This window comes from Pontibacter coccineus, assembly GCF_030546575.1.
GTDB lineage: Bacteria > Bacteroidota > Bacteroidia > Cytophagales > Hymenobacteraceae > Pontibacter > Pontibacter coccineus.
On the sequence record NZ_JAUOTN010000002.1, the window covers coordinates 172,587 to 194,642 of the forward strand.

Here is a 22,056-nt window from a genome sequence, read left to right on the forward strand (position 1 = left end):
CATTGTATCGACATTATTGTAATAATATGGCATTTGCAAAAAACAAAAAGCTAACTCAGGACTTCTCCAAAGTAACGATAAGCCTGGCCTCTCCAGAGTCGATTCTAGAGAGATCAAATGGCGAGGTTACAAAGCCTGAGACAATCAACTATAGAACCTATAAGCCTGAAATGGGTGGTCTGTTCTGCGAAAGAATATTCGGACCCGTAAAGGACTGGGAATGCCACTGCGGAAAGTATAAAAGAATCAGGTATAAAGGTATCATCTGCGACCGTTGCGGTGTGGAGGTTACTGAGAAAAAAGTGCGTCGTGAGCGTATGGGCCATATTGAGCTTGTAGTTCCGGTAGCACACATCTGGTACTTCAAATCCCTTCCGAATAAGATAGGTTATCTGCTGGGCTTACCGACCAAGAAGCTTGACCAGATTATCTATTATGAAAGATATGTAGTTATCCAACCGGGTATTTTGGCAGAAGACGGTGTTAACACACTGGACTTCTTGACCGAAGACGAGTACCTGGACATGATAGACAAGCTCCCACGCGAGAACCAGATGTTGGATAACAACGATCCAAACAAGTTCATCGCGAAGATGGGTGCTGAGTCACTGCAAATGCTGTTGGAGCGCACGAACCTGGACGATCTGTCCTACGAGCTTCGTCACGCAGCCGCGCACGAAACGTCGCAGCAGCGTAAAGCTGAAGCGTTGAAGCGCCTTCGTGTAGTAGAGGCATTCCGTGATGCGACTACCAGAATCGAAAACAGACCAGAGTGGATGATCATCCGCATGGTGCCTGTTATTCCGCCCGAGCTTCGTCCGCTTGTTCCGTTGGATGGTGGCCGTTTCGCTACCTCGGATTTGAACGACCTATACCGTCGTGTTATCATCCGTAACAACCGTCTGAAGCGCCTGATCGAGATTAAAGCGCCTGAGGTAATTCTTCGTAACGAGAAGCGTATGCTGCAGGAAGCGGTAGACTCGCTGTTCGACAACTCACGTAAAGTGAACGCTGTTCGTGCAGAAGGTAACCGTGCGTTGAAGTCACTTTCTGACATGCTGAAAGGTAAGCAGGGACGTTTCCGTCAGAACTTGCTCGGTAAGCGTGTTGACTACTCTGGCCGTTCGGTTATTGTGGTTGGTCCTGAACTGAAGCTGCATGAATGCGGTCTGCCTAAGAACATGGCAGCTGAGCTCTTCAAGCCGTTCATTATCCGCAAGCTGATCGAAAGAGGAATTGTAAAAACTGTAAAGTCAGCCAAGAAGATTGTAGACCGTAAGGACCCTGTGGTTTGGGATATCCTGGAGAACGTGCTGAAAGGCCACCCAGTGCTCCTTAACCGTGCCCCTACACTGCACAGATTAGGTATACAGGCATTCCAGCCGAAACTAATCGAAGGTAAGGCGATCCAGCTGCACCCACTGGTGTGTACGGCATTCAACGCCGACTTTGACGGTGACCAGATGGCAGTGCACGTTCCACTTGGACCTGCTGCTGTACTGGAAGCCTCTATGCTGATGCTTGCTTCGCATAACATCCTGAACCCTGCAAACGGTGCTCCAATCGCAGTACCTTCTCAGGACATGGTACTTGGTCTTTACTATGTATCAAAAGGAAAGCGTAGCACAGAAAACGAAAATATACCTGGTGAAGGCATGAGTTTCTACTCTGCGGAGGAAGTGATCATCGCCATCAACGAAGGACGCCTGTCTAAGCAGGCATATATTAAAGTAAGAGCGAAGGTAAAAGACGAAAAAGGCGAACTAGTTACTAAACTCATAGAGACGGTTGCCGGTCGCGTAATCTTCAACCAGTTTGTTCCAGAAGAAGTAGGATACATTGATGAACTGTTGACAAAGAAGAAACTTCAGCAGATCATCTCCAGAGTATTCAAAGAGACGGGTATGGCCCGCACGGCCCACTTCCTGGACGATATTAAAACGCTAGGATTCCAGTCTGCCTACAAAGGTGGTTTGTCAATGGGTCTGGGTGATATCCAGATTCCAGCTGAAAAAGACATTCTGGTAGCTCAGGCCAAGAAAGATGTAGATGCTGTATGGCAGAACTACTCGATGGGTCTGATCACAGACAATGAGCGTTACAACCAGGTGATCGACATCTGGACCCGTATCAACAACCAGATCACTGAAACGTTGATGCGCCGTCTGGAGAATGATGACCAGGGCTTCAACTCGATCTTCATGATGATGCACTCCGGAGCCCGTGGTTCAAGAGAGCAGATTCGTCAGTTGGGTGGTATGCGTGGTCTGATGGCGAAGCCTCAGAAATCATTGCAAGGCTCAGTAGGTGAGATCATCGAGAACCCGATCCTTTCTAACTTTAAAGAAGGTCTGGATGTAATCGAGTACTTTATCTCAACACACGGTGCCCGTAAAGGTCTTGCCGATACGGCACTTAAAACTGCGGATGCTGGTTACCTGACCCGTCGTCTGGTGGACGTGTCGCAGGACGTGATCGTGAACGAAGAAGACTGCGGTACACTGAGAGGTCTGGAAGTGAGTGCATTGAAAGACAACGAAGATATCGTGGAGTCGCTTTCTGAGCGTATCCTGGGCCGTGTGACGGTACACGATGTATACGATCCGATCACCAATGAACTAATCGTAGAGTCTGGTTCAGAAGTGACAGAGGAAGTAGCGCGTGCCATTGAGAACACAGCTATTGAGACCGTAGAGATCCGTTCCGTGTTGACTTGTGAGTCGAAACGTGGTATCTGTGCCAAGTGCTACGGCCGTAACCTGGCAACAGGCTTTATGGTGCAGAAGGGCGAGGCTGTAGGTGTAATCGCAGCCCAGTCCATTGGTGAGCCAGGTACACAGCTGACCCTCCGTACATTCCACGTGGGTGGTACTGCTTCCAACATCGCGGTAGATGCTATGATCCGTGCGAAATTCGCTGGTAGAGTAGAGTTCGAAGATGTTCGTACGATCGATACGATCAACAACGAAGGTGAGCCTGTGAAAGTAGTAATGGGACGCTCAGGTGAGATTAAGATCATTGATCCGACTACCGGCAAGTTACTTATTAGCAACCACGTACCGTACGGTTCATTCATAACAGTAAACGAAGGTCAGGAAGTTGAGAAAAATGACCAGCTGTGTATGTGGGATCCATACAACGCGGTTATCCTCTCTGAGTTTGACGGTGAGATTGCTTACGAGGCGATTATTGAAGGTATAACTTACCGTGAGGAATCTGATGAGCAGACAGGCTACCGTGAGAAGGTAATTATCGATACAAAAGATAAGACACAGAACCCTGCTATCCTCGTGAATCCGAAGAGTGGAGAGTCTAAAGGCTACAACATTCCGGTGGGAGCTCACTTAACAGTTGAGAACGGCGAGAAAATCAAGGCCGGTCAGATTTTGGTTAAAATTCCTCGCGCGATCGGTAAAACAAGGGACATCACAGGTGGTCTTCCACGGGTGACGGAATTGTTCGAAGCCCGTAACCCGTCTAACCCAGCCGTAGTGTCTGAGATTGACGGTGTGGTAACCTATGGTAGCGTGAAGCGTGGTAACCGTGAGATCTTCATTGAGTCTAAGGACGGCGTGAAGAAGAAGTACATGGTGCCGCTTTCTAAGCACATCCTAGTGCAGGACAACGACTTCGTGCGCGCAGGTATGCCGTTGTCAGATGGAGCTATCACACCAACAGACATACTCAATATCCAGGGACCTGGTGCCGTACAGGAGTACCTGGTAAATGAGATTCAGGAAGTATACCGTCTGCAGGGTGTGAAGATCAATGACAAGCACATTGAGGTGGTCGTACGCCAGATGATGCAAAAAGTGGTGATCATCGACGCAGGTGATACAAGCTTCCTGGAGCATCAGGTAGTGGACAAGATTAACTTCATGGAAGAGAACGACCGCATCATTGACATGAAAGTGGTAGAAGATGCAGGGGAGTCATCGAGCATGAAGCCAGGTCAGATCGTGACTGCAAGAAGATTGCGTGACGAAAACTCCAGCTTGAAGCGAAGAGACTTGAAACTGGTTACAGTGCGTGATGCATCGCCAGCGGTGTCTCGTCCAACGTTGCAAGGTATAACGCAGGCTTCTTTGGGTACGCAGAGCTTTATCTCGGCGGCATCGTTCCAGGAAACTACTAAGGTACTGAGCGAAGCAGCAATCAAAGGTAAAGCGGATGAACTACTCGGTCTGAAGGAGAACGTGATCGTAGGTCACCTGATCCCGGCTGGTACAGGTCTGCGCGAATACCAGAACCTGATTGTTGGAAGCCAGGAAGAGTACGATTCGTTAGTAGAATCAAAGAAAACTGGAGTAGGAAGCCGCGCCAAGCAGCAAGAACTACAGAACAATAGATAAGCAGGTATGGCAGAGGAAATAAAAAATCAGAATCAAATCAACATCGAGCTTTCGGAGGAGATAGCGGAAGGAGAGTATGCCAACCTGGCTATGATCGCCCATTCGAGTGGAGAATTTGTGATTGATTTTATAAGACTGATGCCAGGATTGCCTAAAGCAAAAGTAAAATCAAGAATCGTTATCACGCCGGAGCACGCCAAAAGATTATTGGCGGCTCTGGCCGATAACATTCAAAAGTTTGAAAGCAGCTTTGGGGAAATTAAGCCGGCAAAAGACGCACCTTCCTTCCCGATGAACTTCGGAGGAACAGTGGGCGAAGCCTAAGGTGCTAATAATTAGTGAATTAAAATTTTGAATTTGCAAGGCGAATTTCATACCTTTGCAGACCAAATTTTAGAGTGAAAAATATCTTATAATTAACAAATTATAAATGCCTACTATACAGCAATTAGTAAGAAAAGGTAGAGAGAAACTGACTTATAATTCTAAGTCTCCTGCCTTAGATTCATGCCCACAACGTCGTGGCGTATGTACAAGAGTGTACACAACCACTCCTAAGAAGCCGAACTCAGCTATGCGTAAAGTAGCTAGGGTAAGACTTACAAACGGTAAGGAAGTGAACGCCTATATCCCTGGTGAAGGTCACAACCTTCAGGAGCACTCTATTGTGCTGATCAGAGGTGGTAGAGTGAAAGACCTTCCAGGTGTTCGTTATCACATCGTACGTGGTGCGTTGGATACTGCCGGTGTAAGCGGCCGTTTGCAATCACGCTCAAAGTATGGTGCTAAAAGACCTAAGCCAGGACAGCCAGCTGCTGCAGCAGGTAAGGGTGGTAAGAAAAAATAATTGATAGAGTTATAATATAATGAGAAAAGCAAAGCCTAAAAGTAGAGTTCTCCTTCCAGATCCAAAGTTCAAAGAGACCCTAGTAACACGTTTCGTAAACTATCTGATGGAAGATGGTAAGAAAAGTATTGCTTACGGTATCTTCTATGATGCTGTAGAATTAGTAGAGCAAAGAACGAAGGAGAACGGCCTTGAAACTTGGAAGAAAGCATTGAACAATGTGATGCCAAGCGTAGAGGTAAAGAGCCGCCGTGTAGGTGGTGCTACTTTCCAAGTGCCGACTGAGGTTCGTCCGGACCGCAGAGTATCTCTTGGTATCAAGTGGATGATTTCTTACGCTCGTAGAAGAGGTGAGAAGACAATGAAAGACAAATTGGCTGGCGAAATCATCGCAGCTGCAAAAGGTGAAGGTGCTGCCGTGAAGAAGAAAGACGACACGCACAGAATGGCCGAGGCAAACAAAGCATTCTCACACTTTAGATTTTAATTAATGGCAAGAGACTTAAAATACACACGCAATATTGGTATTGCCGCTCACATCGATGCCGGCAAAACCACTACAACAGAGCGTATACTTTACTATACAGGTAAATCTCACAAATTAGGTGAGACGCACGAAGGTTCAGCTACGACTGACTGGATGGAGCAGGAGCAGGAGCGTGGTATTACCATTACGTCTGCAGCTGTAACAGTAAACTGGCCATACAGAGGTAATGATTATCATATTAACATTATCGATACACCTGGTCACGTGGACTTTACCGTAGAAGTAAACCGCTCACTACGTGTACTAGATGGTCTGGTATTCCTTTTTAGTGCTGTTGACGGTGTGGAGCCTCAGTCTGAGACAAACTGGAGACTAGCTGACAACTACAAAGTAGCTCGTCTTGGTTTCGTAAACAAAATGGACCGCTCTGGCGCAGATTTCCTTGCTGTATGTAAGCAGGTGAAAGAAATGCTGGGTAGCAATGCCGTAGCACTGCAGTTGCCAATCGGTGCGGAAGATGACTTCAAAGGTGTAGTAGACCTGGTGAACTTCAAAGCGATCGTATGGAACACGGAAGATAAAGGTATGACCTTTACTGAAGTGCCAATTCCGGATGATATGATGGAAGAGGCTGAGGAGTACAGAGAGAAGCTGTTGGAAGCAGTAGCAGAGTACGATGAGTCTTTGATGGAGAAATACTTCGAAGATCCGAACTCTATTACAGAAGCTGAGATTCTTAACGCTCTACGTGCTGCTACAATTGACATGGCTATCGTGCCAATGCTGTGCGGTTCGTCTTTCAAGAACAAAGGTGTACAGACAATGCTTGACTACGTGATGGCATTGCTTCCATCACCAATGGACAAAGAAAGCATCATCGGTACAAACCCTGACACTGGCGAAGAAGTAGCAAGAAAGCCATCAGCAACTGAACCATTTGCAGGTCTGGCATTTAAAATCGCTACCGACCCTTATGTAGGTCGTCTATGCTTTGTGCGTGCCTATTCAGGTGTACTTGAAGCAGGGTCTTATATATTTAACACCCGTTCAAATAACAAAGAGCGTATTTCACGTATCTTCCAGATGCATGCTAACAAGCAGAACCAGATCGAAAAACTGGAAGCTGGTGATATCGCTGCGGTGGTTGGATTCAAAGACATCAAAACAGGTGATACGCTTTGCGAGCAAAGCTCGAAAATCGTGCTTGAGTCAATGGACTTCCCAGAGCCAGTTATCGGATACGCGATTGAGCCTAAAACGCAGGCTGACTCTGATAAGATGGGTATGGCAATTGCCAAGCTTGTGGAAGAGGATCCAACGCTTCAGGTTAATACAGATGAGGAAACTGGTCAGACCATCCTCAGAGGTATGGGTGAACTTCACCTGGAGATCATCATCGACCGTATGAAGCGTGAGTTCAAGGTTGAGCTGAACCAAGGTGCTCCACAGGTAGCTTACAAAGAAACCATCACTAAGTCTGTTGAACATAGAGAGGTATTCAAGAAGCAGTCTGGTGGTCGTGGTAAGTTCGCCGATATCGTGTTCACGATGGGACCACGTGAGGATGGCAAACAAGGACTTGAGTTCGAAAACGCAATTGTAGGTGGTGTTATTCCAAGAGAATTCATCCCGGCAATTCAGAAAGGTTTCGAGGAGTCAATGAAGAATGGTATTCTGGCAGGCTTCCCGATCGACTCGATGAAAGTACGTCTGTTCCACGGTTCATTCCACGATGTTGACTCTGACTCACTTTCTTTTGAACTTGCTGCACGTCAGGGCTTCAAAGAAGCGGGTAAGCAGTGTGCTCCTAAGTTGCTCGAGCCTATCATGGCTGTAGACGTAGTGACACCAGATGAGTATACAGGTCCTGTGACTGGTGACTTGAACAGAAGGAGAGGTATCATGAAAGGTATGGATACAAAAGGAACCTCATCGGTAGTGAAAGCAAACGTTCCGCTTTCAGAACTGTTTGGTTATGTAACAGACCTTCGTACTATCACTTCAGGTAGAGCTACGGCTTCACTTACTTTCTCACACTACGAGCAAGTACCACAAAACCTGGCCGATGGCATCATTGCTAAATTAAAAGGAACTGCAGCTAAATAGTAGTAAAAGATAATGAATCAGAAAATTAGAATTAAGCTTAAGTCTTACGACCATAACCTGGTAGACAAGTCTTCAGAGAAGATTGTTAAGGCTGTAAAGGCTACCGGAGCAATCGTAAGCGGTCCTATTCCTCTTCCAACAGAAAAGGATAAGTTCACTGTGCTACGTTCACCACACGTTAACAAGAAGTCTAGAGAGCAGTTCCAGCTTTGCACGTACAAGCGACTGGTTGATATCTACTCTACTAGCTCTAAAACAGTTGACGCCCTGATGAAGCTAGAGCTTCCAAGTGGTGTAGATGTTGAGATCAAAGTTTGATAAGATCACACATGATAAGGAAAAGAGAACCTTCGGGTTCTCTTTTTTTATGTGCTGATTAATAATATTTTAGACAAATGTTGTTAAAGAATTTTAAAATTCATTAACTTTGCACTCCCTTAGCAAAAGCTGAGGGGTGAAATTATTATATCCATCTTTTAAAAAACAAGTTGAATGCCTGGAATTATCGGTAAAAAAATCGGAATGACAAGCCTCTTCACAGCAGATGGTAAATACACGCCAGTTACGCTTATTCAAGCAGGCCCATGTGTAGTTACTCAGGTGAAGACGGTTGAGACTGATGGCTACGCAGCTGTGCAGCTTGGCTACGGCGACAAAAAGCTTAAGAGAGTAACGAAAGCAGAAGCTGGTCATTACAAAAAAGCTAATACGTCAGCTAAGAAAAAAGTTGCTGAATTCGATACAGAAGGAGTATCACTGAATCTGGGAGATACAGTAGATGTGAATCTGTTCGAAGAAGGAGAGTTTATTGACGTGGTTGGCACATCAAAAGGTAAAGGTTTCCAAGGTGTAGTAAAGCGCCATAACTTTGCCGGTGTTGGTGGACAGACCCACGGTCAGCACAACAGAGCAAGACACCCTGGTTCAATCGGTGCATGCTCTTGGCCATCAAGAGTATTTAAGGGTATGCGCATGGCCGGCCGTATGGGCGGAAACCGTGTGAAAATTCAGAACCTGACGGTAGTGCGTGTTATCGCAGACAAAAATCTGTTAGTAGTTAGTGGCTCTGTTCCAGGTGCCAAAAATTCTTACGTGTTAATTGAGAAATAAAATGGAGCTTTCTGTATTGAATATTAAAGGTGAGGATACAGGTAGAAAGGTAACACTTTCTGATGCTGTGTTTGGTGCTACACCAAACGAGCATGCAATGTATCTTGACGTGAAGCAGTACCTGGCTAATCAGAGACAGGGAACGCACAAGTCCAAAGAAAGAAACGAAGTTGCTGGATCTACCAAGAAGATCAAAAAGCAAAAAGGTACTGGTGGTGCTCGTGCAGGTAGCTTGAAAGCTCCTCTTTTTGTTGGTGGCGGTAGAGTATTTGGTCCTAGACCAAGAAACTACAGCTTTAAACTGAACAAGAAGCTGAAGGAAGTTGCACGCGTTTCAGCGCTTTCATTATTAGCGAAAGACAACAAAGTTTCTCTTTTAGAAGCCTTCACTTTTGAAGCTCCTAAGACCAAAGAATTCAAGAACATACTAAGCAACCTGAAGGTAGAGGGCAAAACATTGATCGTGCTACCTGCAGTTGATAAGAATGTTGTTCTTTCTGGCCGTAACCTGAACAAGGTGAAGATTGCTACAGCTAGCGACTTAAATACATACGATCTGTTGAATACAGACCGTGTATTGCTGGTTGAAGATTCAGTTAACATTATTGAAAACCTCCTAAGCGCATAATATTATGATACTGAAGAAACCGCTTCTGACGGAAAAATTCGCTGCCATGAATGAGGTTGGAAAGTATGCTTTCGAGGTGAATATCAAAGCCAACAAAGTAGAAATCAAAAAGGCAGTTGAGAAACTTTATGGAGTTACCGTTGAGAAAGTAGCTACCATGAAAACGCAAGGCAAAGTTAAAAGCAAATACACCAAGTCTGGTGCTGTGACTGGCCGCACGTCTTCCAAGAAAAAAGCAATCGTTACCTTGAAAGAGGGCGAAGTGATAGACTTTTACAGCAGCATTTAATTAAATAACAATGGCTTTAAAGAAGTTAAGACCAACAACACCAGGTCAAAGATTCCGCGTAGCGCCGGCGTTCGATGAGATCACGACAGCTACTCCAGAGAAATCTTTGTTGGCACCGAGTAAAAAATCTGGTGGACGCAATAACTCAGGTAAAATGACTATGCGCTATTTGGGCGGTGGTCATAAGCAGAAGTACCGAGTAATAGACTTCAAGCGTACGAAGCACGGTGTGCCGGCTACAGTGAAGACTATTGAGTACGATCCAAACAGAACAGCCCGAATCGCTCTGCTACACTACGCAGATGGTGAGAAGAGCTATATCATTGCTCCATCTGGCATACAGGTTGGAACAGTGATTGTTTCTGGTCCTGGAGTAGCGCCTGAAGTAGGCAACTGCCTTCCTTTATCTGATATTCCGCTAGGTACTATCGTTCATAACATCGAGTTGCAGCCTAGCCAAGGCGCAACACTTGCCAGAAGCGCGGGTTCCTATGCCCAGCTGGTAGCAAGAGAGGCACGTTATGCAACTATTAAATTGCCATCAGGTGAACTCAGAATGGTATTAGTAAACTGCTACGCAACAGTAGGTACAGTTTCTAATTCAGACCACATGAATGTGAAAATCGGTAAGGCCGGTCGTAACAGATGGTTGGGTAAGCGTCCAAGAGTACGTGGTGTAGCGATGAACCCAGTCGATCACCCTATGGGTGGTGGTGAAGGTAAGTCTTCAGGTGGTCACCCACGCTCACGCAAAGGCTTACTGGCTAAAGGTCTGAAAACCCGCAGCAAGAAGAAGAATTCTGAGAAACTGATAGTTAATAGAGGAAAGAAATAGTAAATGGCTAGATCATTAAAAAAAGGGCCTTATATTGACTATAGGCTCGAGAAGAAAGTAGACGTGATGAACGAGGCTGGTAAGAAGACTGTTATCAAGACCTGGTCACGCAGATCCATGATTTCCCCGGATTTCGTTGGACATACATTTGCAGTTCACAACGGTAATAAATTCATACCAGTTTATGTGACTGAGAACATGGTGGGACACAAACTAGGTGAGTTTGCTCCAACCAGAAACTTTAGAGGTCACGTAGCTAAAAAAGATAAAGGCAAGCGATAATGGAAGCAGTAGCAAGACTTAAGAACGTGCCTACTTCTCCTCGCAAAATGCGATTAGTAGCAGGTTTGGTACGCGGTAAGAGCGTAAATAAAGCCCTCGGCTTATTAAAATTCGAAGCAAACTCAGGTGCTGCCAGAATCGAAAAACTTCTTTTATCTGCCCTGGCAAACTGGCAACAGAAGAACGAAGATTCACGCATCGAGGATGCTAATCTCTTCATCAAAGAGATTTTTGTAGATGAAGGCAAAATGCTAAAGCGTCTTCGTCCGGCTCCACAGGGACGTGGATACCGCATCAGAAAGAGATCTAACCACGTGACACTCGTGATAGACAGCATGACTGAAGAGCAACTCGAGCAACAGCAATCTAAGAAATCTAAAAAAGCCAATAAGTAAGAATATGGGACAGAAAGTAAATCCGATCGGTTTTCGCCTAGGAGTTATCAAAGGTTGGGATTCTAACTGGTATGGTGGCAAAGATTTCGCTGAGAAGCTGGTTGAAGACGAGAAAATCAGAAAATATATTTTAGCGCGTATCCCTAAAGGTGGTATTTCTAAAATCATTATTGAGAGAACCCTTAAGCGTATCACGATTACCGTTAACACAGCCCGCCCAGGCGTTGTTATTGGTAAAGGTGGACAGGAAGTAGATAAGATCAAGGAAGAGCTTAAGAAGCTTACTAACAAGGATGTTCAGATCAACATCTTTGAAATTAAGCGTCCGGAGCTTGATGCCAAGCTGGTAGGCGAGTCAATCGCTCAGCAGCTGCAGGCGCGTATCTCTTTCCGTCGTGCTATGAAGCAGGCAATTGCTTCTGCGCTGCGTGTTGGTGCTGAAGGTATCAAGGTACAGGTTTCAGGTCGTCTAGGCGGTGCTGAAATGGCCCGTACAGAGCACTACAAGGAGGGAAGAACTCCTCTGCACACACTTCGTGCTGATATTGACTATGCATTGTCTGAAGCTCAGACAGTATATGGTAAGCTTGGTATCAAAGTTTGGATCTTCAAAGGCGAGGTTTATGGTAAGAAAGATCTTACTCCAAACGCTGGCCTCGAGACTAAAGGTGGACCAGGTGCTCAAAGCGGAAGTGGTGACAGAAGAAGCCGTGGTGGCGAGCGTGGCGACCGTAAGAAAACAGACGGAGCAGCTAAGCCGCGTAAGCGTCGTCAATAATTGATTGATAACATTATTAAGTTTTAGAAAATGTTACAGCCTAAAAGGACTAAATATAGAAAAATGCAAAAAGGCCGCGTGAAAGGTCTGGCTCATAGAGGCAGTACTATTTCATTTGGTTCTTTTGCCATCAAATCTCTTGAAGCATCTTGGATTACCAGCCGTCAGATTGAGGCCGCTCGTATCGCTATGACAAGAGCAATGAAACGTGAGGGTCAGGTTTGGATCCGTATTTTCCCTGACAAACCTATTACGAAGAAGCCTGCAGAGGTGCGTATGGGTAAGGGTAAAGGTTCGCCTGAGTATTGGGTAGCCGTTGTTAAGCCAGGTACAATTATGTTCGAATCCGACGGAGTACCTCTGGAAGTAGCTCAGGAGTCATTGAGACTAGCTGCTCAAAAGCTGCCAGTTAAAACAAAGTTTGTAGTACGTAGAGATTACGTTGAGAAATAGTATATGAAAAATTCAGAGATTAAAGCTTTGTCTTTAGAAGAGCTGAAAGAGAAGCTTAATACGGAGCAAACAACCATGCAGAACCTACGTTTCGCACATGCTATTTCTCCGTTGGAAAATCCGATGAAAATCCGTGAGACGAAGAAATCTATCGCTCGTCTGAATACTGAGATTCGTCGCCGTGAAATTGAAGCTAACTCTTAATACTTAATAGAAATCATGGAAGAGAGAAATCTTAGAAAAGAAAGAAGTGGTAAGGTTGTTAGCAACAAGATGGACAAGTCTATCACTGTGTTAGTGGAAAGCAGAATGAAACACCCGATCTACGGTAAGTTCGTTAGCAAGTCCACCAAATTCATGGCTCATGACGAGAAAAACGAGTGCAACATCGGTGATACCGTTCGCATTCAGGAAACACGTCCTCTTAGCAAGAACAAGAACTGGCGTTTAGTAGAAATTATAGAAAGGGCGAAATAAAATGATACAGCAGGAATCAAGATTGAACGTAGCCGACAACAGTGGCGCTAAAGAAGTTCTTTGCATCCGTGTTCTAGGTGGTACAGGCAAGAAATACGCTTCTATCGGTGATAGAATCGTTGTAACTGTAAAGTCAGCCCTTTCTTCAGGTAACGTTAAAAAGGGAACTGTTTCGAAGGCAGTTATTGTAAGAACAAAGAAGGAGATCAGAAGAAAAGACGGTTCTTATATCCGTTTCGACGACAATGCCGCTGTTCTTCTGAACGCTAACAACGAGCCGCGTGGTACACGTATTTTCGGACCGGTAGCGCGTGAGCTTCGTGAAAAGCAATTCATGAAAATTGTTTCGTTGGCACCTGAAGTTCTTTAATCATTAATTCAGACATCAAGATGAATAAGAAAAAACTTCATGTAAAGACTGGCGATACAGTAAAAGTGATTGCCGGTGACGACCGCGGAAAAACAGGCCGCATTACAGCTGTTAATATAGAGAAGCAGAGAGTAACTGTTGAGGGTATCAACATGGTGACAAAGCATGCAAAGCCAAGCGCCAAAAACCCACAGGGTGGAATCTCTAAAATGGAAGCTCCTATTCATGCCAGCAATGTAGCTTTAGTAGATCCTAAGTCAGGAGAGACTACTACAGTGGGCAGAAGAAAGAACAGCGAAGGTAAAACAGAGCGTTATTCTAAAAAATCAGGAGAAGTAATCTAATATGGCAACTGCAAGATTTAAAGAAAAATATCAGAAGGAGGTTGTACCTGCTCTGCTAGAGAAGTTCCAGTACAAGAATGTAATGCAGGTGCCTAAGATCACTAAGATCTCCATTAACAAAGGTATCGGTGCTGCTGTAGCTGATAAAAAATTGGTTGACATCGGGGTAGAAGAGCTTACAACCATTTCTGGTCAGAAGGCTGTTGCTACTATCGCTAAGAAATCAGTTTCAAACTTCAAGCTTCGTGAAGGTATGCCGATCGGCGCTCGCGTGACGCTTAGAGGTCAGCGTATGTACGAATTCATGGATCGCCTTTTAACAATCGCCCTTCCACGTGTACGTGACTTCAGAGGCGTAAACGATAAAGGTTTTGATGGTCGTGGTAACTATACACTAGGTGTAAAGGAGCAGATCATTTTCCCAGAGATCAGCATCGATAAAATTAAAGCCATTAGTGGTATGGATATTACCTTCGTAACTACTGCTCAGACAGATGAGGAGAGCTACGAGTTGCTTAAAGCGTTTGGTATGCCTTTCACTAATATTAAGAAATAAGAAAAATGGCTAAAGAAGCAGTAAAAGCGAGAGAGCTTAAAAGACAGAAATTAGTAGCTAAGTATGCTGCGAAGCGTGCAGAACTCAAAGCTAAAGGAGATTACGAAGGACTCGACAAACTTCCTAAGAACTCTTCTCCTGTAAGACTACACAATCGTTGCAAGTTAACCGGAAGGCCACGTGGCTACATGAGAAAGTTTGGTATTTCTCGTGTTACTTTCAGAGAGCTTGCTTCTGCTGGTAAAATCCCTGGAGTAACAAAGTCCAGCTGGTAATTTTTTCTTAAGAAACTAAGAAAGAAGAAAAGATATTCTTATCTTTGCCGCTCGCTTAGAAAAAAGCAATCAAGATTTAAGTGATTCATAATGAACTCAGATCCAATAGCAGATTATTTAACTAGAGTGCGTAACGCCATCAAGGCAAACCACAGAGTAGTTGAAATACCATCTAGCAATATCAAGAAAGAGATAACAAAAGTATTGTACGACAAAGGATACATTCAAAGCTATAAGTTTGAAGATTCTTCTGTACAAGGTACTATTAAGATCGCTCTGAAATACAATCCTACCACTAAGCAATCTGCTATTGTGAAACTTGAGAGGATTAGTAAGCCAGGGCTTCGTAAGTACACCGGAAATGACAACTTACCACGTGTTTTGAACGGGTTGGGTGTAGCTATCCTGTCAACTTCCAAAGGTGTAATGACTGAAAAAGAAGCCAAGTCACTGAATGTAGGTGGTGAGGTATTGTGTTACGTTTACTAATAGGAGGATAGACAATGTCACGTATAGGAAAATTGCCAATCACCCTGCCAAATAACGTTGAATTTGCAATTGCAAAAGACAACGTTGTTACTGTAAAAGGTCCAAAAGGTTCACTTACTACTCCGGTAGACAAAGACATTATTGTAAAGCAGGAAGAAAACCAGATTGTGGTGGAGCGTCCTACTGAGCAAAAGCGTCACAAGGCTATGCACGGTCTTTACCGCTCACTGATCAACAACATGGTGGTTGGTGTAAGTGAAGGTTACAAAGAGCAGCTTGAGCTAGTGGGTGTAGGTTATAAGGCGACCGTTCAGGGTAACATCCTGGAACTTGCCCTGGGATACTCACACAATATCTTTATGGCCATGCCTGCAGAAGTTACCGCTACGGCTGTAACAGAAAAAGGTAAGGCACCAGTTATTACGCTTGAAAGCAATGACAAGCAACTGATCGGTCAAGTAGCTGCTAAAATCAGATCACTGCGCAAAGTAGAGCCTTACAAAGGTAAAGGTATCCGTTTTGTAGGTGAAGTTGTACGAAGAAAAGCTGGTAAGACAGCGTCTAAATAATCATCATCATGTCTGTTAATAAAGTATCAAGAAGACTTAGAATTAAAAGAAGTATCAGAAACAAGATTTCTGGTACTTCTGCCAGACCGAGATTATCTGTTTTTAGAAGCAACAAAGCTATCTATGCGCAGTTGATCGATGACACTACAGGAAAAACTTTGGCGGCTGCCTCTTCTGCGAAGCTTGACGGTGTAACCAATGCTAATATTTCGGTGTCCAATCAGGTTGGAAAAGAAATAGGAGCTAAAGCTCTCGAGATGGGTATCTCTCAGGTGGTGTTTGACCGTTCTGGATACCTTTACCATGGTAACGTAAAATCATTGGCTGAAGGCGCTCGCGAGGCAGGCCTAAAATTCTAAGAATTATGTTGAAAAATAATGTTCGTAGTGTAAAGGCTAGCGAGATCGAACTCAAAGAAAGAGTTGTAGCGATCAATCGTGTAGCTAAAGTTGTAAAAGGCGGTAGAAGATTTAGCTTCGCTGCCATCGTCGTAGTAGGTGATGGTAATGGAGTAGTTGGATACGGCCTTGGTAAAGCAAATGAAGTAACTGACGCTATTGCGAAAGGTATCGATGATGCTAAGAAGAATCTGGTTAAGGTTCCTCTTTACCATCACACTGTACCCCATGCAATGGAAGGAAAGTACTCAGGCGGATTCGTACTTGTGAAGCCTGCTGCTCCCGGTACAGGTGTAATTGCCGGTGGTGCAATGCGTGCAGTACTTGAAAGTGCTGGTATTAAAGACGTACTTTGTAAGTCTAAAGGTTCTTCTAACCCACACAACGTGGTAAAGGCAACATTTGATGCTTTGGCCAAAATGCGTGATCCTTTGGCAGTAGCCCAGCAGCGTGGTGTTAATTTGCAGAAAGTATTTAACGGTTAATGGAGATGGCTAAAGTAACAATCACACAAGTTAAAAGCATTATTGACAGACCAAAGAGCCAGAAGCTTACAATTCAAGCTTTAGGTCTTGGAAAGATCAATAAATCAGTAACTGTTGAAAAAACGCCTCAGATTGCTGGTATGATTAACAAGGTTCACAATTTAGTAGAAGTAAAGGACATTTAATATGTATTTGAATTCATTAAAACCTGCAGAAGGGTCTGTTAAGACTAGAAAGAGAATAGGCAGAGGAACTGGCTCAGGTAGAGGTGGAACTTCTACAAGAGGCCACAAAGGTGCCAAGTCTCGTTCAGGCTACTCGCAGAAGTCTGGTTTTGAAGGTGGTCAGATGCCACTTCAGAGACGTGTTCCTAAGTTTGGTTTCAAAAACTTCAACAGAGTAGAGTATAAAGGAATTAATTTAGATGTTCTGGAGTCATTGGCTGCAGATACTAATGAAAAAGTTTTTAACTTTGATTTCTTCAAGGCACACGGTTTGGTGTCTAAGAATGACAAAGTTAAAATCTTAGGTAGAGGAGAGATCTCTAAAGCTGTAGAAGTACACGCTCACGCTTTTTCTCAGACTGCCATTTCATCCATCGAAAAAGCAGGCGGTAAAACAGTAGCCCTTTAATTTTTATGAAGAAGTTTATAACAACAATTAAGAACATTTTTGCTATTGATGATCTAAGGGTACGCATACTCAATACCTTAGGTTTTATAGCTATTTTTAGATTAGGTTCTTATGTTGTTCTTCCTGGTATAGATCCTAACCAGCTCAAGGCCAACACGGAGGGTATATTCGGCCTGTTGGATACGTTCTTAGGTGGAGCATTTAGCAATGCTTCCATCTTTGCGTTGGGTATCATGCCATACATTTCAGCTTCTATCGTATTACAGCTACTAACAATAGCCGTCCCTTATTTCCAAAAAATGCAGAAGGAGGGTGAGTCTGGAAGAAAAAAAATCAACCAAATCACCCGCGTTCTTACGATTATCATTACGCTTGCACAGGCAGTAGGCTTTGTCGCCACCATCAACAGCGAGGCAATTATAGTCAACACGACACTGTTTACAATCAGTTCTATGATTGTATTGACATCAGGCACCATATTCTGTATGTGGCTTGGTGAAAAGATAACAGATAAAGGCATAGGCAATGGTATATCAATGCTTATCATGATAGGCATTATCTCTCGTTTTCCGGGGGCCATCGTAGCTGAGGCGTTATCAAAAGAATTGAATGGCGCTTTGCTGTTTATATTTGAATTGATTGTTCTCTTCTTTGTTGTGATGTCTGTTGTCATGCTCACGCAAGCTATCAGAAGAATCCCTGTGCAGTATGCTAAGCAAGTAGGTGGTAGTTCTCTTTACAGCGGTCAGCGTCAGTTCATTCCATTGAAAGTTAACGCTGCTGGTGTGATGCCGATTATTTTCGCGCAATCGCTTATGTTCCTGCCTTCGATGATTGCTTCAATCTGGGCTGATTCGAATGAGACAGCAAGCTACATTGGAGCTACATTTTCTGACTTTACTTCTTGGCAGTATAATGTAGTGTTTGGTTTGATGATCCTGATCTTCACTTACTTTTATACAGCGATCACCGTTAATCCAAATCAGATTGCTGACGATCTGAAACGGAGCGGAGGCTTTGTGCCAGGAGTAAAACCGGGTCGTGCCACCTCTGAGTATATTGATAATATTCTTACTAAGATCACGCTTCCTGGTGCTATTTATCTGGCCCTTGTTGCAATCTTTCCTGCTATCGCCATGCTGTTTGGAGTAACAAGAGAGTTTGCTCAGTTCTATGGTGGTACATCACTTATCATCATGGTGGGTGTAGTACTTGACACGCTGCAGCAGATTGAAAGTTATTTACTAATGCGTCATTATGATGGCATGATGAAATCTGGAAAGCTAAGAGGCAGAACAGAGAATATTGCCATGGTATCTTAATAAATGGTTTTTTACAAGACTGAAGAAGAAATAGAGCTAATTCGCCAGAGTGCTTTAATATTAAGTAAAGCACATGGCGAAATAGCTCTTCTTATAAAAGAAGGGGTTTCCACCCTTACACTGGATAAAAGAGCTGAAGAGTTCATTAAAGATCATGGTGCTGTCCCATCTTTTAAAAACTATAATGGGTTTCCTTTTAGCCTTTGTATCTCGGTAAACTCTACTGTAGTACATGGAATGCCAGGGAACTACGTTTTGAACGATGGGGATGTGATTTCTGTTGACTGTGGAGTCTATCACAACGGCTTCCATAGTGACTCAGCTTACACTCATGCGGTTGGGAATGTTTCAGAGGAGGTAGCCCGGCTATTGGAAGTTACCAAAGAGTCTTTGAACAAGGGCATTGAAATGGCAGTTGTTGGGAACAGGCTTGGTGATATAAGCCATGCTATTCAGACACATGCTGAAGCTTCTAAATATGGAGTTGTTCGTGAGTTGGTGGGACATGGTATTGGTCGTAACCTGCATGAATCGCCCGAAGTGCCTAATTACGGAAAGCGTGGTCAGGGAATGAAACTTCAAAACGGTTTGGTACTTGCGATTGAGCCTATGGTCAATCTTGGTACCAGGTATATTATTCAGGAAGAGGATGGATGGACCATCCGCACCCGTGATAATAAGCCTTCTGCTCATTTTGAGCATACAGTGGTCATAAGAAATAACAAAGCAGAAGTATTAACAACTTTTGATTACATAGATAAAGCTAAACAACAATAAATGGCGAAGCAGTCCTCTATCGAGCAAGACGGTACTATCATCGAAGCATTATCAAATGCAATGTTCCGGGTAGAGTTAGAAAATGGACATCAGGTGGTTGCACATATCTCAGGTAAAATGCGAATGAATTATATCAAGATACTACCAGGTGACCGCGTTAAGTTAGAGATGTCACCCTATGATTTAACTAAAGGAAGAATTGTTTATCGTTATAAATAACTACAATGAAAGTCAAAGCATCAGTAAAAAAGAGAAGTGTTGACTGTAAGATTATCCGACGCAAGGGTAAGCTCTACGTTATCAACAAAAAGAATCCAAGATATAAACAAAGACAAGGATAATTATTAATTATGGCAAGAATAGCAGGAGTTGATATTCCGGACAACAAAAGAGGAGAGATCTCTTTGACTTACATTTTTGGTATAGGTCGTAATCTCTCTGTGCAAATCCTAAACAAAGCCGGGGTGGATCTTGACAAAAAGGTGAAAGACTGGACCGAAGATGAAGCTAATGAGATCAGAAATATCATTGCAGCTGAGATCAAAACAGAAGGTGTTCTGAGATCAGAAGTGCAATTGCATATTAAGCGTCTTCTTGATATTGGCTGCTACCGTGGTTTGAGACACCGTAAAGGTCTACCTGTACGAGGTCAGCGCACGAAGAATAACTCGCGCACAAGAAAAGGTAAGCGCAAGACAGTAGCAAACAAGAAGAAAGCTTCTAAATAATTTTTGATCATGGCTCAGAAAAGAAAAGACAAAGCTAAGAAGCGTGTTGTAATTGTTGAATCAACAGGCCAGGTACACATCAAAGCTTCTTTCAACAATATCATTATCTCAGTAACCAATAACGCAGGACAAGTTATCTCTTGGGCTTCTGCTGGTAAAATGGGTTTTAAAGGTTCTAAAAAGAACACTCCTTACGCTGCACAAATGGCAGCTTCAGATTGCGCCAAGGTCGCTTATGACCTGGGAATGCGTAAAGCTGAGGTTTTCGTTAAAGGTCCTGGTGCAGGTAGAGAGTCCGCCATCCGTACTGTACAGAACACTGGCATCGAAGTAACAACTATCAAAGATGTTACGCCACTTCCTCACAACGGATGTCGTCCTCCTAAACGCAGAAGAGTTTAATTAGTAATTCAGATTAAATACAATGGCAAGATATACTGGTCCTAAAAGCAAAATCTCCAGAAAGTTCAACGAGGAGATTTTCGGCCCAAGCAAAGCATTAAAAAAGAAAAGCTATCCTCCGGGACAGCACGGACGTGGTCGTCGTAAGAAGCAGTCAGAATACGCGCTTCAGCTTACAGAAAAGCAGAAAGCCAAGTTTATTTACGGCATGCTGGAGAAGCAGTTCGCCAACCTGTTTGAGAAAGCTGCCAGAAAAGGCGGTGTAACTGGTGAGCAATTCCTGACTCTGTTGGAGTCTAGATTGGATAACACAGTTTACAGACTTGGTATTGCTCCGACAAGAAGAGCTGCTCGTCAGCTTGTATTGCACAAGCACATCACTGTTAACGGTGAGATTGTTAACATACCTTCATATAGCTTAAAAGTTGGTGATACGGTAGCTGTTAGAGAGAAATCAAAATCTCTAGAAGCAATTACTACTAGCCTGAGCGTTCGCAATGCGCGTGCTTTCAGCTGGTTAGAGTGGGATGGAGCTGAGATGGTTGGTAAATTTGTGTCTGCGCCACAGCGTGACCAGATCCCTGAGAAAATTCAGGAGCAGCTGATCGTCGAGTTCTATTCTAAGTAAGCCGCGTAATCAAATTTTAACCTTTAACACTGCAAGTATGTCAATATTAGCATTTCAAATGCCAGAGAAAGTTGTGATGGAAAAAGCCGACGACTTTCATGGTTTATTTGAATTCAAGCCGCTTGAAAAAGGTTACGGAGTAACCATCGGTAATGCTCTGCGAAGAATTTTGCTTTCTTCTCTTGAAGGATTCGCAATTACTAGCGTTCGCATACCTGGTGTACTGCATGAGTTCTCGTCTGTTGAAGGCGTAGTGGAGGATGTATCTGATATTATCCTCAACCTGAAAATGGTTCGCTTCAAAAAAATTAGCGAAGTTATCGATGACAAGGTTACCGTTACCATCTCAGGTCAGGATAAGTTTGTAGCTGGCGATATTAGCAAGTTTTCTACAAGTTTTGAAGTATTAAACCCTGAGCTGGTAATCTGCAACCTGGATAAGAACATGACCCTGGAAGTTGAATTGACTATTCAGAAAGGACGTGGTTACGTTCCTGCTGAAGAGAACAAGCCAGTAGATCAGGTGTTCGGACTTATCCCAATCGATGCCATCTTCACGCCCATCAAGAATGTAAAGTTCAGTGTTGAAAATACACGCGTTGAGCAGAAGACTGACTATGAAAAGCTAGTGCTTGACATACAGACTGATGGTTCTATTCATCCGGAAGATGCCCTGAAAGGTGCTGCCAATATTTTGATCCAGCACTTCATGCTCTTCTCTGACAACACAATGACTTTCGAAACGGCCAAGCCTGAAGAAGAAGAAGCTGTGGATGAGGAATTGCTGCACATGCGCAAAGTACTGAAGACTTCACTTCAGGATATGGATCTTTCAGTTAGAGCTTACAACTGCCTCAAGGCTGCCGACATCAAAACACTTGGCGACCTTGTACAGCTTGACATCTCTGACATGATGAAGTTCCGTAACTTCGGTAAGAAGTCTTTGACTGAGCTTGAGAACCTGGTACAAGAGAAAGGCCTGACTTTTGGCATGGACCTTTCTAAGTATAAACTAGAAGAAGATTAATAATCCTGCGGCAT

34 protein-coding genes are annotated in these 22,056 nt (G+C 43.8%); all 34 read left to right on the forward strand.

Annotation, left to right across the window (positions count from 1 at the left end; genetic code table 11):
• Positions 1-26: 26 nt before the first annotated feature.
• The 34 genes from rpoC to Q4E40_RS04790 all read left to right on the forward strand — a co-directional run bounded on the left by rpoC (position 27) and on the right by Q4E40_RS04790 (position 22,042).
• Positions 27-4,352, forward strand: a complete 4,326-nt coding sequence (gene rpoC / locus Q4E40_RS04625; protein WP_303410351.1) for a DNA-directed RNA polymerase subunit beta' — start codon at positions 27-29, stop codon at positions 4,350-4,352.
• A 6-nt stretch (positions 4,353-4,358) separates the two neighbouring features.
• Entirely contained in the window at positions 4,359-4,676 is a 318-nt protein-coding gene (locus tag Q4E40_RS04630) for a DUF3467 domain-containing protein (protein WP_303410352.1), read from the forward strand.
• Between the two features lie 106 nt (positions 4,677-4,782).
• Complete coding sequence (rpsL, locus tag Q4E40_RS04635) at positions 4,783-5,199, forward strand: 30S ribosomal protein S12 (protein ID WP_250427896.1); 417 nt, start codon at positions 4,783-4,785, stop codon at positions 5,197-5,199.
• Between the two features lie 19 nt (positions 5,200-5,218).
• A complete protein-coding gene (gene rpsG / locus Q4E40_RS04640; protein WP_076669252.1) occupies positions 5,219-5,686 on the forward strand; it encodes a 30S ribosomal protein S7 in 468 nt (155 codons plus the stop codon).
• A 3-nt stretch (positions 5,687-5,689) separates the two neighbouring features.
• A complete protein-coding gene (fusA, locus tag Q4E40_RS04645) occupies positions 5,690-7,792 on the forward strand; it encodes an elongation factor G (protein WP_303410354.1) in 2,103 nt (700 codons plus the stop codon).
• Positions 7,793-7,804: 12 nt separating this feature from the next.
• On the forward strand, positions 7,805-8,110 hold the full coding sequence (rpsJ, locus tag Q4E40_RS04650) for a 30S ribosomal protein S10 (RefSeq protein WP_007654312.1): 306 nt from the start codon (positions 7,805-7,807) through the stop codon (positions 8,108-8,110).
• Positions 8,111-8,284: 174 nt separating this feature from the next.
• Positions 8,285-8,902, forward strand: coding sequence for a 50S ribosomal protein L3 (rplC, locus tag Q4E40_RS04655; protein ID WP_116541568.1), 618 nt, complete (start codon positions 8,285-8,287; stop codon positions 8,900-8,902).
• A 1-nt stretch (position 8,903) separates the two neighbouring features.
• Complete coding sequence (rplD, locus tag Q4E40_RS04660) at positions 8,904-9,530, forward strand: 50S ribosomal protein L4 (protein WP_303410359.1); 627 nt, start codon at positions 8,904-8,906, stop codon at positions 9,528-9,530.
• 1 nt (position 9,531) lies between these two features.
• Entirely contained in the window at positions 9,532-9,819 is a 288-nt protein-coding gene (gene rplW / locus Q4E40_RS04665; protein ID WP_040573765.1) for a 50S ribosomal protein L23, read from the forward strand.
• A 10-nt stretch (positions 9,820-9,829) separates the two neighbouring features.
• Positions 9,830-10,654, forward strand: a complete 825-nt coding sequence (gene rplB / locus Q4E40_RS04670; RefSeq protein WP_303410360.1) for a 50S ribosomal protein L2 — start codon at positions 9,830-9,832, stop codon at positions 10,652-10,654.
• Between the two features lie 3 nt (positions 10,655-10,657).
• Positions 10,658-10,936, forward strand: a complete 279-nt coding sequence (gene rpsS, locus Q4E40_RS04675; protein ID WP_303410361.1) for a 30S ribosomal protein S19 — start codon at positions 10,658-10,660, stop codon at positions 10,934-10,936.
• Complete coding sequence (rplV, locus tag Q4E40_RS04680; RefSeq protein WP_299705041.1) at positions 10,936-11,331, forward strand: 50S ribosomal protein L22; 396 nt, start codon at positions 10,936-10,938, stop codon at positions 11,329-11,331. The genes rpsS and rplV overlap by 1 nt, the downstream gene beginning before the upstream one ends.
• Positions 11,332-11,335: 4 nt before the next feature.
• Positions 11,336-12,109: a 30S ribosomal protein S3 gene (gene rpsC, locus Q4E40_RS04685; protein ID WP_076669267.1), complete on the forward strand. Its 774-nt coding sequence runs from the start codon at positions 11,336-11,338 to the stop codon at positions 12,107-12,109.
• A 30-nt stretch (positions 12,110-12,139) separates the two neighbouring features.
• A complete protein-coding gene (gene rplP, locus Q4E40_RS04690; RefSeq protein WP_116541563.1) occupies positions 12,140-12,562 on the forward strand; it encodes a 50S ribosomal protein L16 in 423 nt (140 codons plus the stop codon).
• A gap of 3 nt (positions 12,563-12,565) precedes the next feature.
• A complete protein-coding gene (gene rpmC, locus Q4E40_RS04695) occupies positions 12,566-12,766 on the forward strand; it encodes a 50S ribosomal protein L29 (RefSeq protein ID WP_076669271.1) in 201 nt (66 codons plus the stop codon).
• A gap of 15 nt (positions 12,767-12,781) precedes the next feature.
• The gene (gene rpsQ / locus Q4E40_RS04700) at positions 12,782-13,039 is read left to right on the forward strand and encodes a 30S ribosomal protein S17 (protein WP_007654288.1); all 258 of its coding nucleotides are present in this window, start codon (positions 12,782-12,784) and stop codon (positions 13,037-13,039) included.
• A 1-nt stretch (position 13,040) separates the two neighbouring features.
• Positions 13,041-13,409, forward strand: coding sequence for a 50S ribosomal protein L14 (gene rplN / locus Q4E40_RS04705; RefSeq protein WP_076420876.1), 369 nt, complete (start codon positions 13,041-13,043; stop codon positions 13,407-13,409).
• A gap of 20 nt (positions 13,410-13,429) precedes the next feature.
• Positions 13,430-13,753 carry a 50S ribosomal protein L24 gene (gene rplX, locus Q4E40_RS04710; protein ID WP_303410364.1) on the forward strand — a complete coding sequence of 108 codons (324 nt, stop codon included), beginning with the start codon at positions 13,430-13,432 and terminating at the stop codon, positions 13,751-13,753.
• A gap of 1 nt (position 13,754) precedes the next feature.
• Complete coding sequence (gene rplE, locus Q4E40_RS04715) at positions 13,755-14,309, forward strand: 50S ribosomal protein L5 (RefSeq protein WP_116541561.1); 555 nt, start codon at positions 13,755-13,757, stop codon at positions 14,307-14,309.
• Between the two features lie 5 nt (positions 14,310-14,314).
• Positions 14,315-14,584 (forward strand): 30S ribosomal protein S14, encoded by a 270-nt coding sequence (gene rpsN, locus Q4E40_RS04720; protein WP_188501552.1) that lies wholly within the window; start codon positions 14,315-14,317, stop codon positions 14,582-14,584.
• Positions 14,585-14,674: 90 nt separating this feature from the next.
• The gene (rpsH, locus tag Q4E40_RS04725; protein ID WP_188501553.1) at positions 14,675-15,073 is read left to right on the forward strand and encodes a 30S ribosomal protein S8; all 399 of its coding nucleotides are present in this window, start codon (positions 14,675-14,677) and stop codon (positions 15,071-15,073) included.
• Positions 15,074-15,087: 14 nt separating this feature from the next.
• Positions 15,088-15,642 (forward strand): 50S ribosomal protein L6, encoded by a 555-nt coding sequence (gene rplF / locus Q4E40_RS04730; protein ID WP_303410369.1) that lies wholly within the window; start codon positions 15,088-15,090, stop codon positions 15,640-15,642.
• A gap of 8 nt (positions 15,643-15,650) precedes the next feature.
• Positions 15,651-16,001: a 50S ribosomal protein L18 gene (rplR, locus tag Q4E40_RS04735; protein WP_188501555.1), complete on the forward strand. Its 351-nt coding sequence runs from the start codon at positions 15,651-15,653 to the stop codon at positions 15,999-16,001.
• Between the two features lie 5 nt (positions 16,002-16,006).
• A complete protein-coding gene (gene rpsE, locus Q4E40_RS04740; RefSeq protein WP_188501556.1) occupies positions 16,007-16,525 on the forward strand; it encodes a 30S ribosomal protein S5 in 519 nt (172 codons plus the stop codon).
• Between the two features lie 5 nt (positions 16,526-16,530).
• Positions 16,531-16,710 (forward strand): 50S ribosomal protein L30, encoded by a 180-nt coding sequence (gene rpmD, locus Q4E40_RS04745; RefSeq protein ID WP_191184373.1) that lies wholly within the window; start codon positions 16,531-16,533, stop codon positions 16,708-16,710.
• Position 16,711: 1 nt separating this feature from the next.
• The gene (gene rplO / locus Q4E40_RS04750) at positions 16,712-17,158 is read left to right on the forward strand and encodes a 50S ribosomal protein L15 (RefSeq protein ID WP_116541558.1); all 447 of its coding nucleotides are present in this window, start codon (positions 16,712-16,714) and stop codon (positions 17,156-17,158) included.
• Positions 17,159-17,163: 5 nt separating this feature from the next.
• Entirely contained in the window at positions 17,164-18,480 is a 1,317-nt protein-coding gene (gene secY / locus Q4E40_RS04755; protein WP_303410373.1) for a preprotein translocase subunit SecY, read from the forward strand.
• A 3-nt stretch (positions 18,481-18,483) separates the two neighbouring features.
• Positions 18,484-19,257: a type I methionyl aminopeptidase gene (map, locus tag Q4E40_RS04760; RefSeq protein ID WP_303410374.1), complete on the forward strand. Its 774-nt coding sequence runs from the start codon at positions 18,484-18,486 to the stop codon at positions 19,255-19,257.
• Positions 19,258-19,476 carry a translation initiation factor IF-1 gene (infA, locus tag Q4E40_RS04765; RefSeq protein WP_018476861.1) on the forward strand — a complete coding sequence of 73 codons (219 nt, stop codon included), beginning with the start codon at positions 19,258-19,260 and terminating at the stop codon, positions 19,474-19,476. It abuts the gene before it with no gap.
• A gap of 5 nt (positions 19,477-19,481) precedes the next feature.
• Positions 19,482-19,598: a 50S ribosomal protein L36 gene (gene rpmJ / locus Q4E40_RS04770; protein ID WP_045688470.1), complete on the forward strand. Its 117-nt coding sequence runs from the start codon at positions 19,482-19,484 to the stop codon at positions 19,596-19,598.
• Positions 19,599-19,607: 9 nt separating this feature from the next.
• Positions 19,608-19,985: a 30S ribosomal protein S13 gene (gene rpsM, locus Q4E40_RS04775; RefSeq protein ID WP_076669293.1), complete on the forward strand. Its 378-nt coding sequence runs from the start codon at positions 19,608-19,610 to the stop codon at positions 19,983-19,985.
• 9 nt (positions 19,986-19,994) lie between these two features.
• Entirely contained in the window at positions 19,995-20,387 is a 393-nt protein-coding gene (gene rpsK, locus Q4E40_RS04780) for a 30S ribosomal protein S11 (protein ID WP_116541555.1), read from the forward strand.
• A 22-nt stretch (positions 20,388-20,409) separates the two neighbouring features.
• Positions 20,410-21,015, forward strand: coding sequence for a 30S ribosomal protein S4 (gene rpsD / locus Q4E40_RS04785; RefSeq protein ID WP_076669294.1), 606 nt, complete (start codon positions 20,410-20,412; stop codon positions 21,013-21,015).
• Positions 21,016-21,052: 37 nt separating this feature from the next.
• The gene (locus tag Q4E40_RS04790) at positions 21,053-22,042 is read left to right on the forward strand and encodes a DNA-directed RNA polymerase subunit alpha (protein ID WP_253400890.1); all 990 of its coding nucleotides are present in this window, start codon (positions 21,053-21,055) and stop codon (positions 22,040-22,042) included.
• Positions 22,043-22,056: the final 14 nt, after the last annotated feature.

What these genes read in the sequence shown, in the direction of transcription:
- rplO (WP_116541558.1), top strand. Translation starts at nt 16,712, where the DNA reads ATGTATTTGAATTCATTAAAACCTGCAGAAGGGTCTGTTAAGACTAGA.
- rpmC (WP_076669271.1), top strand. Translation starts at nt 12,566, where the DNA reads ATGAAAAATTCAGAGATTAAAGCTTTGTCTTTAGAAGAGCTGAAAGAG.
- rplR (WP_188501555.1), top strand. Translation starts at nt 15,651, where the DNA reads ATGTCTGTTAATAAAGTATCAAGAAGACTTAGAATTAAAAGAAGTATC.
- rplF (WP_303410369.1), top strand. Translation starts at nt 15,088, where the DNA reads ATGTCACGTATAGGAAAATTGCCAATCACCCTGCCAAATAACGTTGAA.
- rpsC (WP_076669267.1), top strand. Translation starts at nt 11,336, where the DNA reads ATGGGACAGAAAGTAAATCCGATCGGTTTTCGCCTAGGAGTTATCAAA.
- rplX (WP_303410364.1), top strand. Translation starts at nt 13,430, where the DNA reads ATGAATAAGAAAAAACTTCATGTAAAGACTGGCGATACAGTAAAAGTG.
- infA (WP_018476861.1), top strand. Translation starts at nt 19,258, where the DNA reads ATGGCGAAGCAGTCCTCTATCGAGCAAGACGGTACTATCATCGAAGCA.
- rpsG (WP_076669252.1), top strand. Translation starts at nt 5,219, where the DNA reads ATGAGAAAAGCAAAGCCTAAAAGTAGAGTTCTCCTTCCAGATCCAAAG.
- rpsN (WP_188501552.1), top strand. Translation starts at nt 14,315, where the DNA reads ATGGCTAAAGAAGCAGTAAAAGCGAGAGAGCTTAAAAGACAGAAATTA.
- rpsQ (WP_007654288.1), top strand. Translation starts at nt 12,782, where the DNA reads ATGGAAGAGAGAAATCTTAGAAAAGAAAGAAGTGGTAAGGTTGTTAGC.
- secY (WP_303410373.1), top strand. Translation starts at nt 17,164, where the DNA reads ATGAAGAAGTTTATAACAACAATTAAGAACATTTTTGCTATTGATGAT.
- map (WP_303410374.1), top strand. Translation starts at nt 18,484, where the DNA reads ATGGTTTTTTACAAGACTGAAGAAGAAATAGAGCTAATTCGCCAGAGT.
- rpsH (WP_188501553.1), top strand. Translation starts at nt 14,675, where the DNA reads ATGAACTCAGATCCAATAGCAGATTATTTAACTAGAGTGCGTAACGCC.
- rpoC (WP_303410351.1), top strand. Translation starts at nt 27, where the DNA reads ATGGCATTTGCAAAAAACAAAAAGCTAACTCAGGACTTCTCCAAAGTA.
- rplD (WP_303410359.1), top strand. Translation starts at nt 8,904, where the DNA reads ATGGAGCTTTCTGTATTGAATATTAAAGGTGAGGATACAGGTAGAAAG.
- rplE (WP_116541561.1), top strand. Translation starts at nt 13,755, where the DNA reads ATGGCAACTGCAAGATTTAAAGAAAAATATCAGAAGGAGGTTGTACCT.
- Q4E40_RS04790 (WP_253400890.1), top strand. Translation starts at nt 21,053, where the DNA reads ATGTCAATATTAGCATTTCAAATGCCAGAGAAAGTTGTGATGGAAAAA.
- rpsL (WP_250427896.1), top strand. Translation starts at nt 4,783, where the DNA reads ATGCCTACTATACAGCAATTAGTAAGAAAAGGTAGAGAGAAACTGACT.
- rpsD (WP_076669294.1), top strand. Translation starts at nt 20,410, where the DNA reads ATGGCAAGATATACTGGTCCTAAAAGCAAAATCTCCAGAAAGTTCAAC.
- rpsK (WP_116541555.1), top strand. Translation starts at nt 19,995, where the DNA reads ATGGCTCAGAAAAGAAAAGACAAAGCTAAGAAGCGTGTTGTAATTGTT.
- fusA (WP_303410354.1), top strand. Translation starts at nt 5,690, where the DNA reads ATGGCAAGAGACTTAAAATACACACGCAATATTGGTATTGCCGCTCAC.
- rpsJ (WP_007654312.1), top strand. Translation starts at nt 7,805, where the DNA reads ATGAATCAGAAAATTAGAATTAAGCTTAAGTCTTACGACCATAACCTG.
- rplV (WP_299705041.1), top strand. Translation starts at nt 10,936, where the DNA reads ATGGAAGCAGTAGCAAGACTTAAGAACGTGCCTACTTCTCCTCGCAAA.
- rpsM (WP_076669293.1), top strand. Translation starts at nt 19,608, where the DNA reads ATGGCAAGAATAGCAGGAGTTGATATTCCGGACAACAAAAGAGGAGAG.
- rplC (WP_116541568.1), top strand. Translation starts at nt 8,285, where the DNA reads ATGCCTGGAATTATCGGTAAAAAAATCGGAATGACAAGCCTCTTCACA.
- rpsE (WP_188501556.1), top strand. Translation starts at nt 16,007, where the DNA reads ATGTTGAAAAATAATGTTCGTAGTGTAAAGGCTAGCGAGATCGAACTC.
- rpsS (WP_303410361.1), top strand. Translation starts at nt 10,658, where the DNA reads ATGGCTAGATCATTAAAAAAAGGGCCTTATATTGACTATAGGCTCGAG.
- rplP (WP_116541563.1), top strand. Translation starts at nt 12,140, where the DNA reads ATGTTACAGCCTAAAAGGACTAAATATAGAAAAATGCAAAAAGGCCGC.
- rplB (WP_303410360.1), top strand. Translation starts at nt 9,830, where the DNA reads ATGGCTTTAAAGAAGTTAAGACCAACAACACCAGGTCAAAGATTCCGC.
- rplN (WP_076420876.1), top strand. Translation starts at nt 13,041, where the DNA reads ATGATACAGCAGGAATCAAGATTGAACGTAGCCGACAACAGTGGCGCT.
- rpmD (WP_191184373.1), top strand. Translation starts at nt 16,531, where the DNA reads ATGGCTAAAGTAACAATCACACAAGTTAAAAGCATTATTGACAGACCA.
- Q4E40_RS04630 (WP_303410352.1), top strand. Translation starts at nt 4,359, where the DNA reads ATGGCAGAGGAAATAAAAAATCAGAATCAAATCAACATCGAGCTTTCG.
- rpmJ (WP_045688470.1), top strand. Translation starts at nt 19,482, where the DNA reads ATGAAAGTCAAAGCATCAGTAAAAAAGAGAAGTGTTGACTGTAAGATT.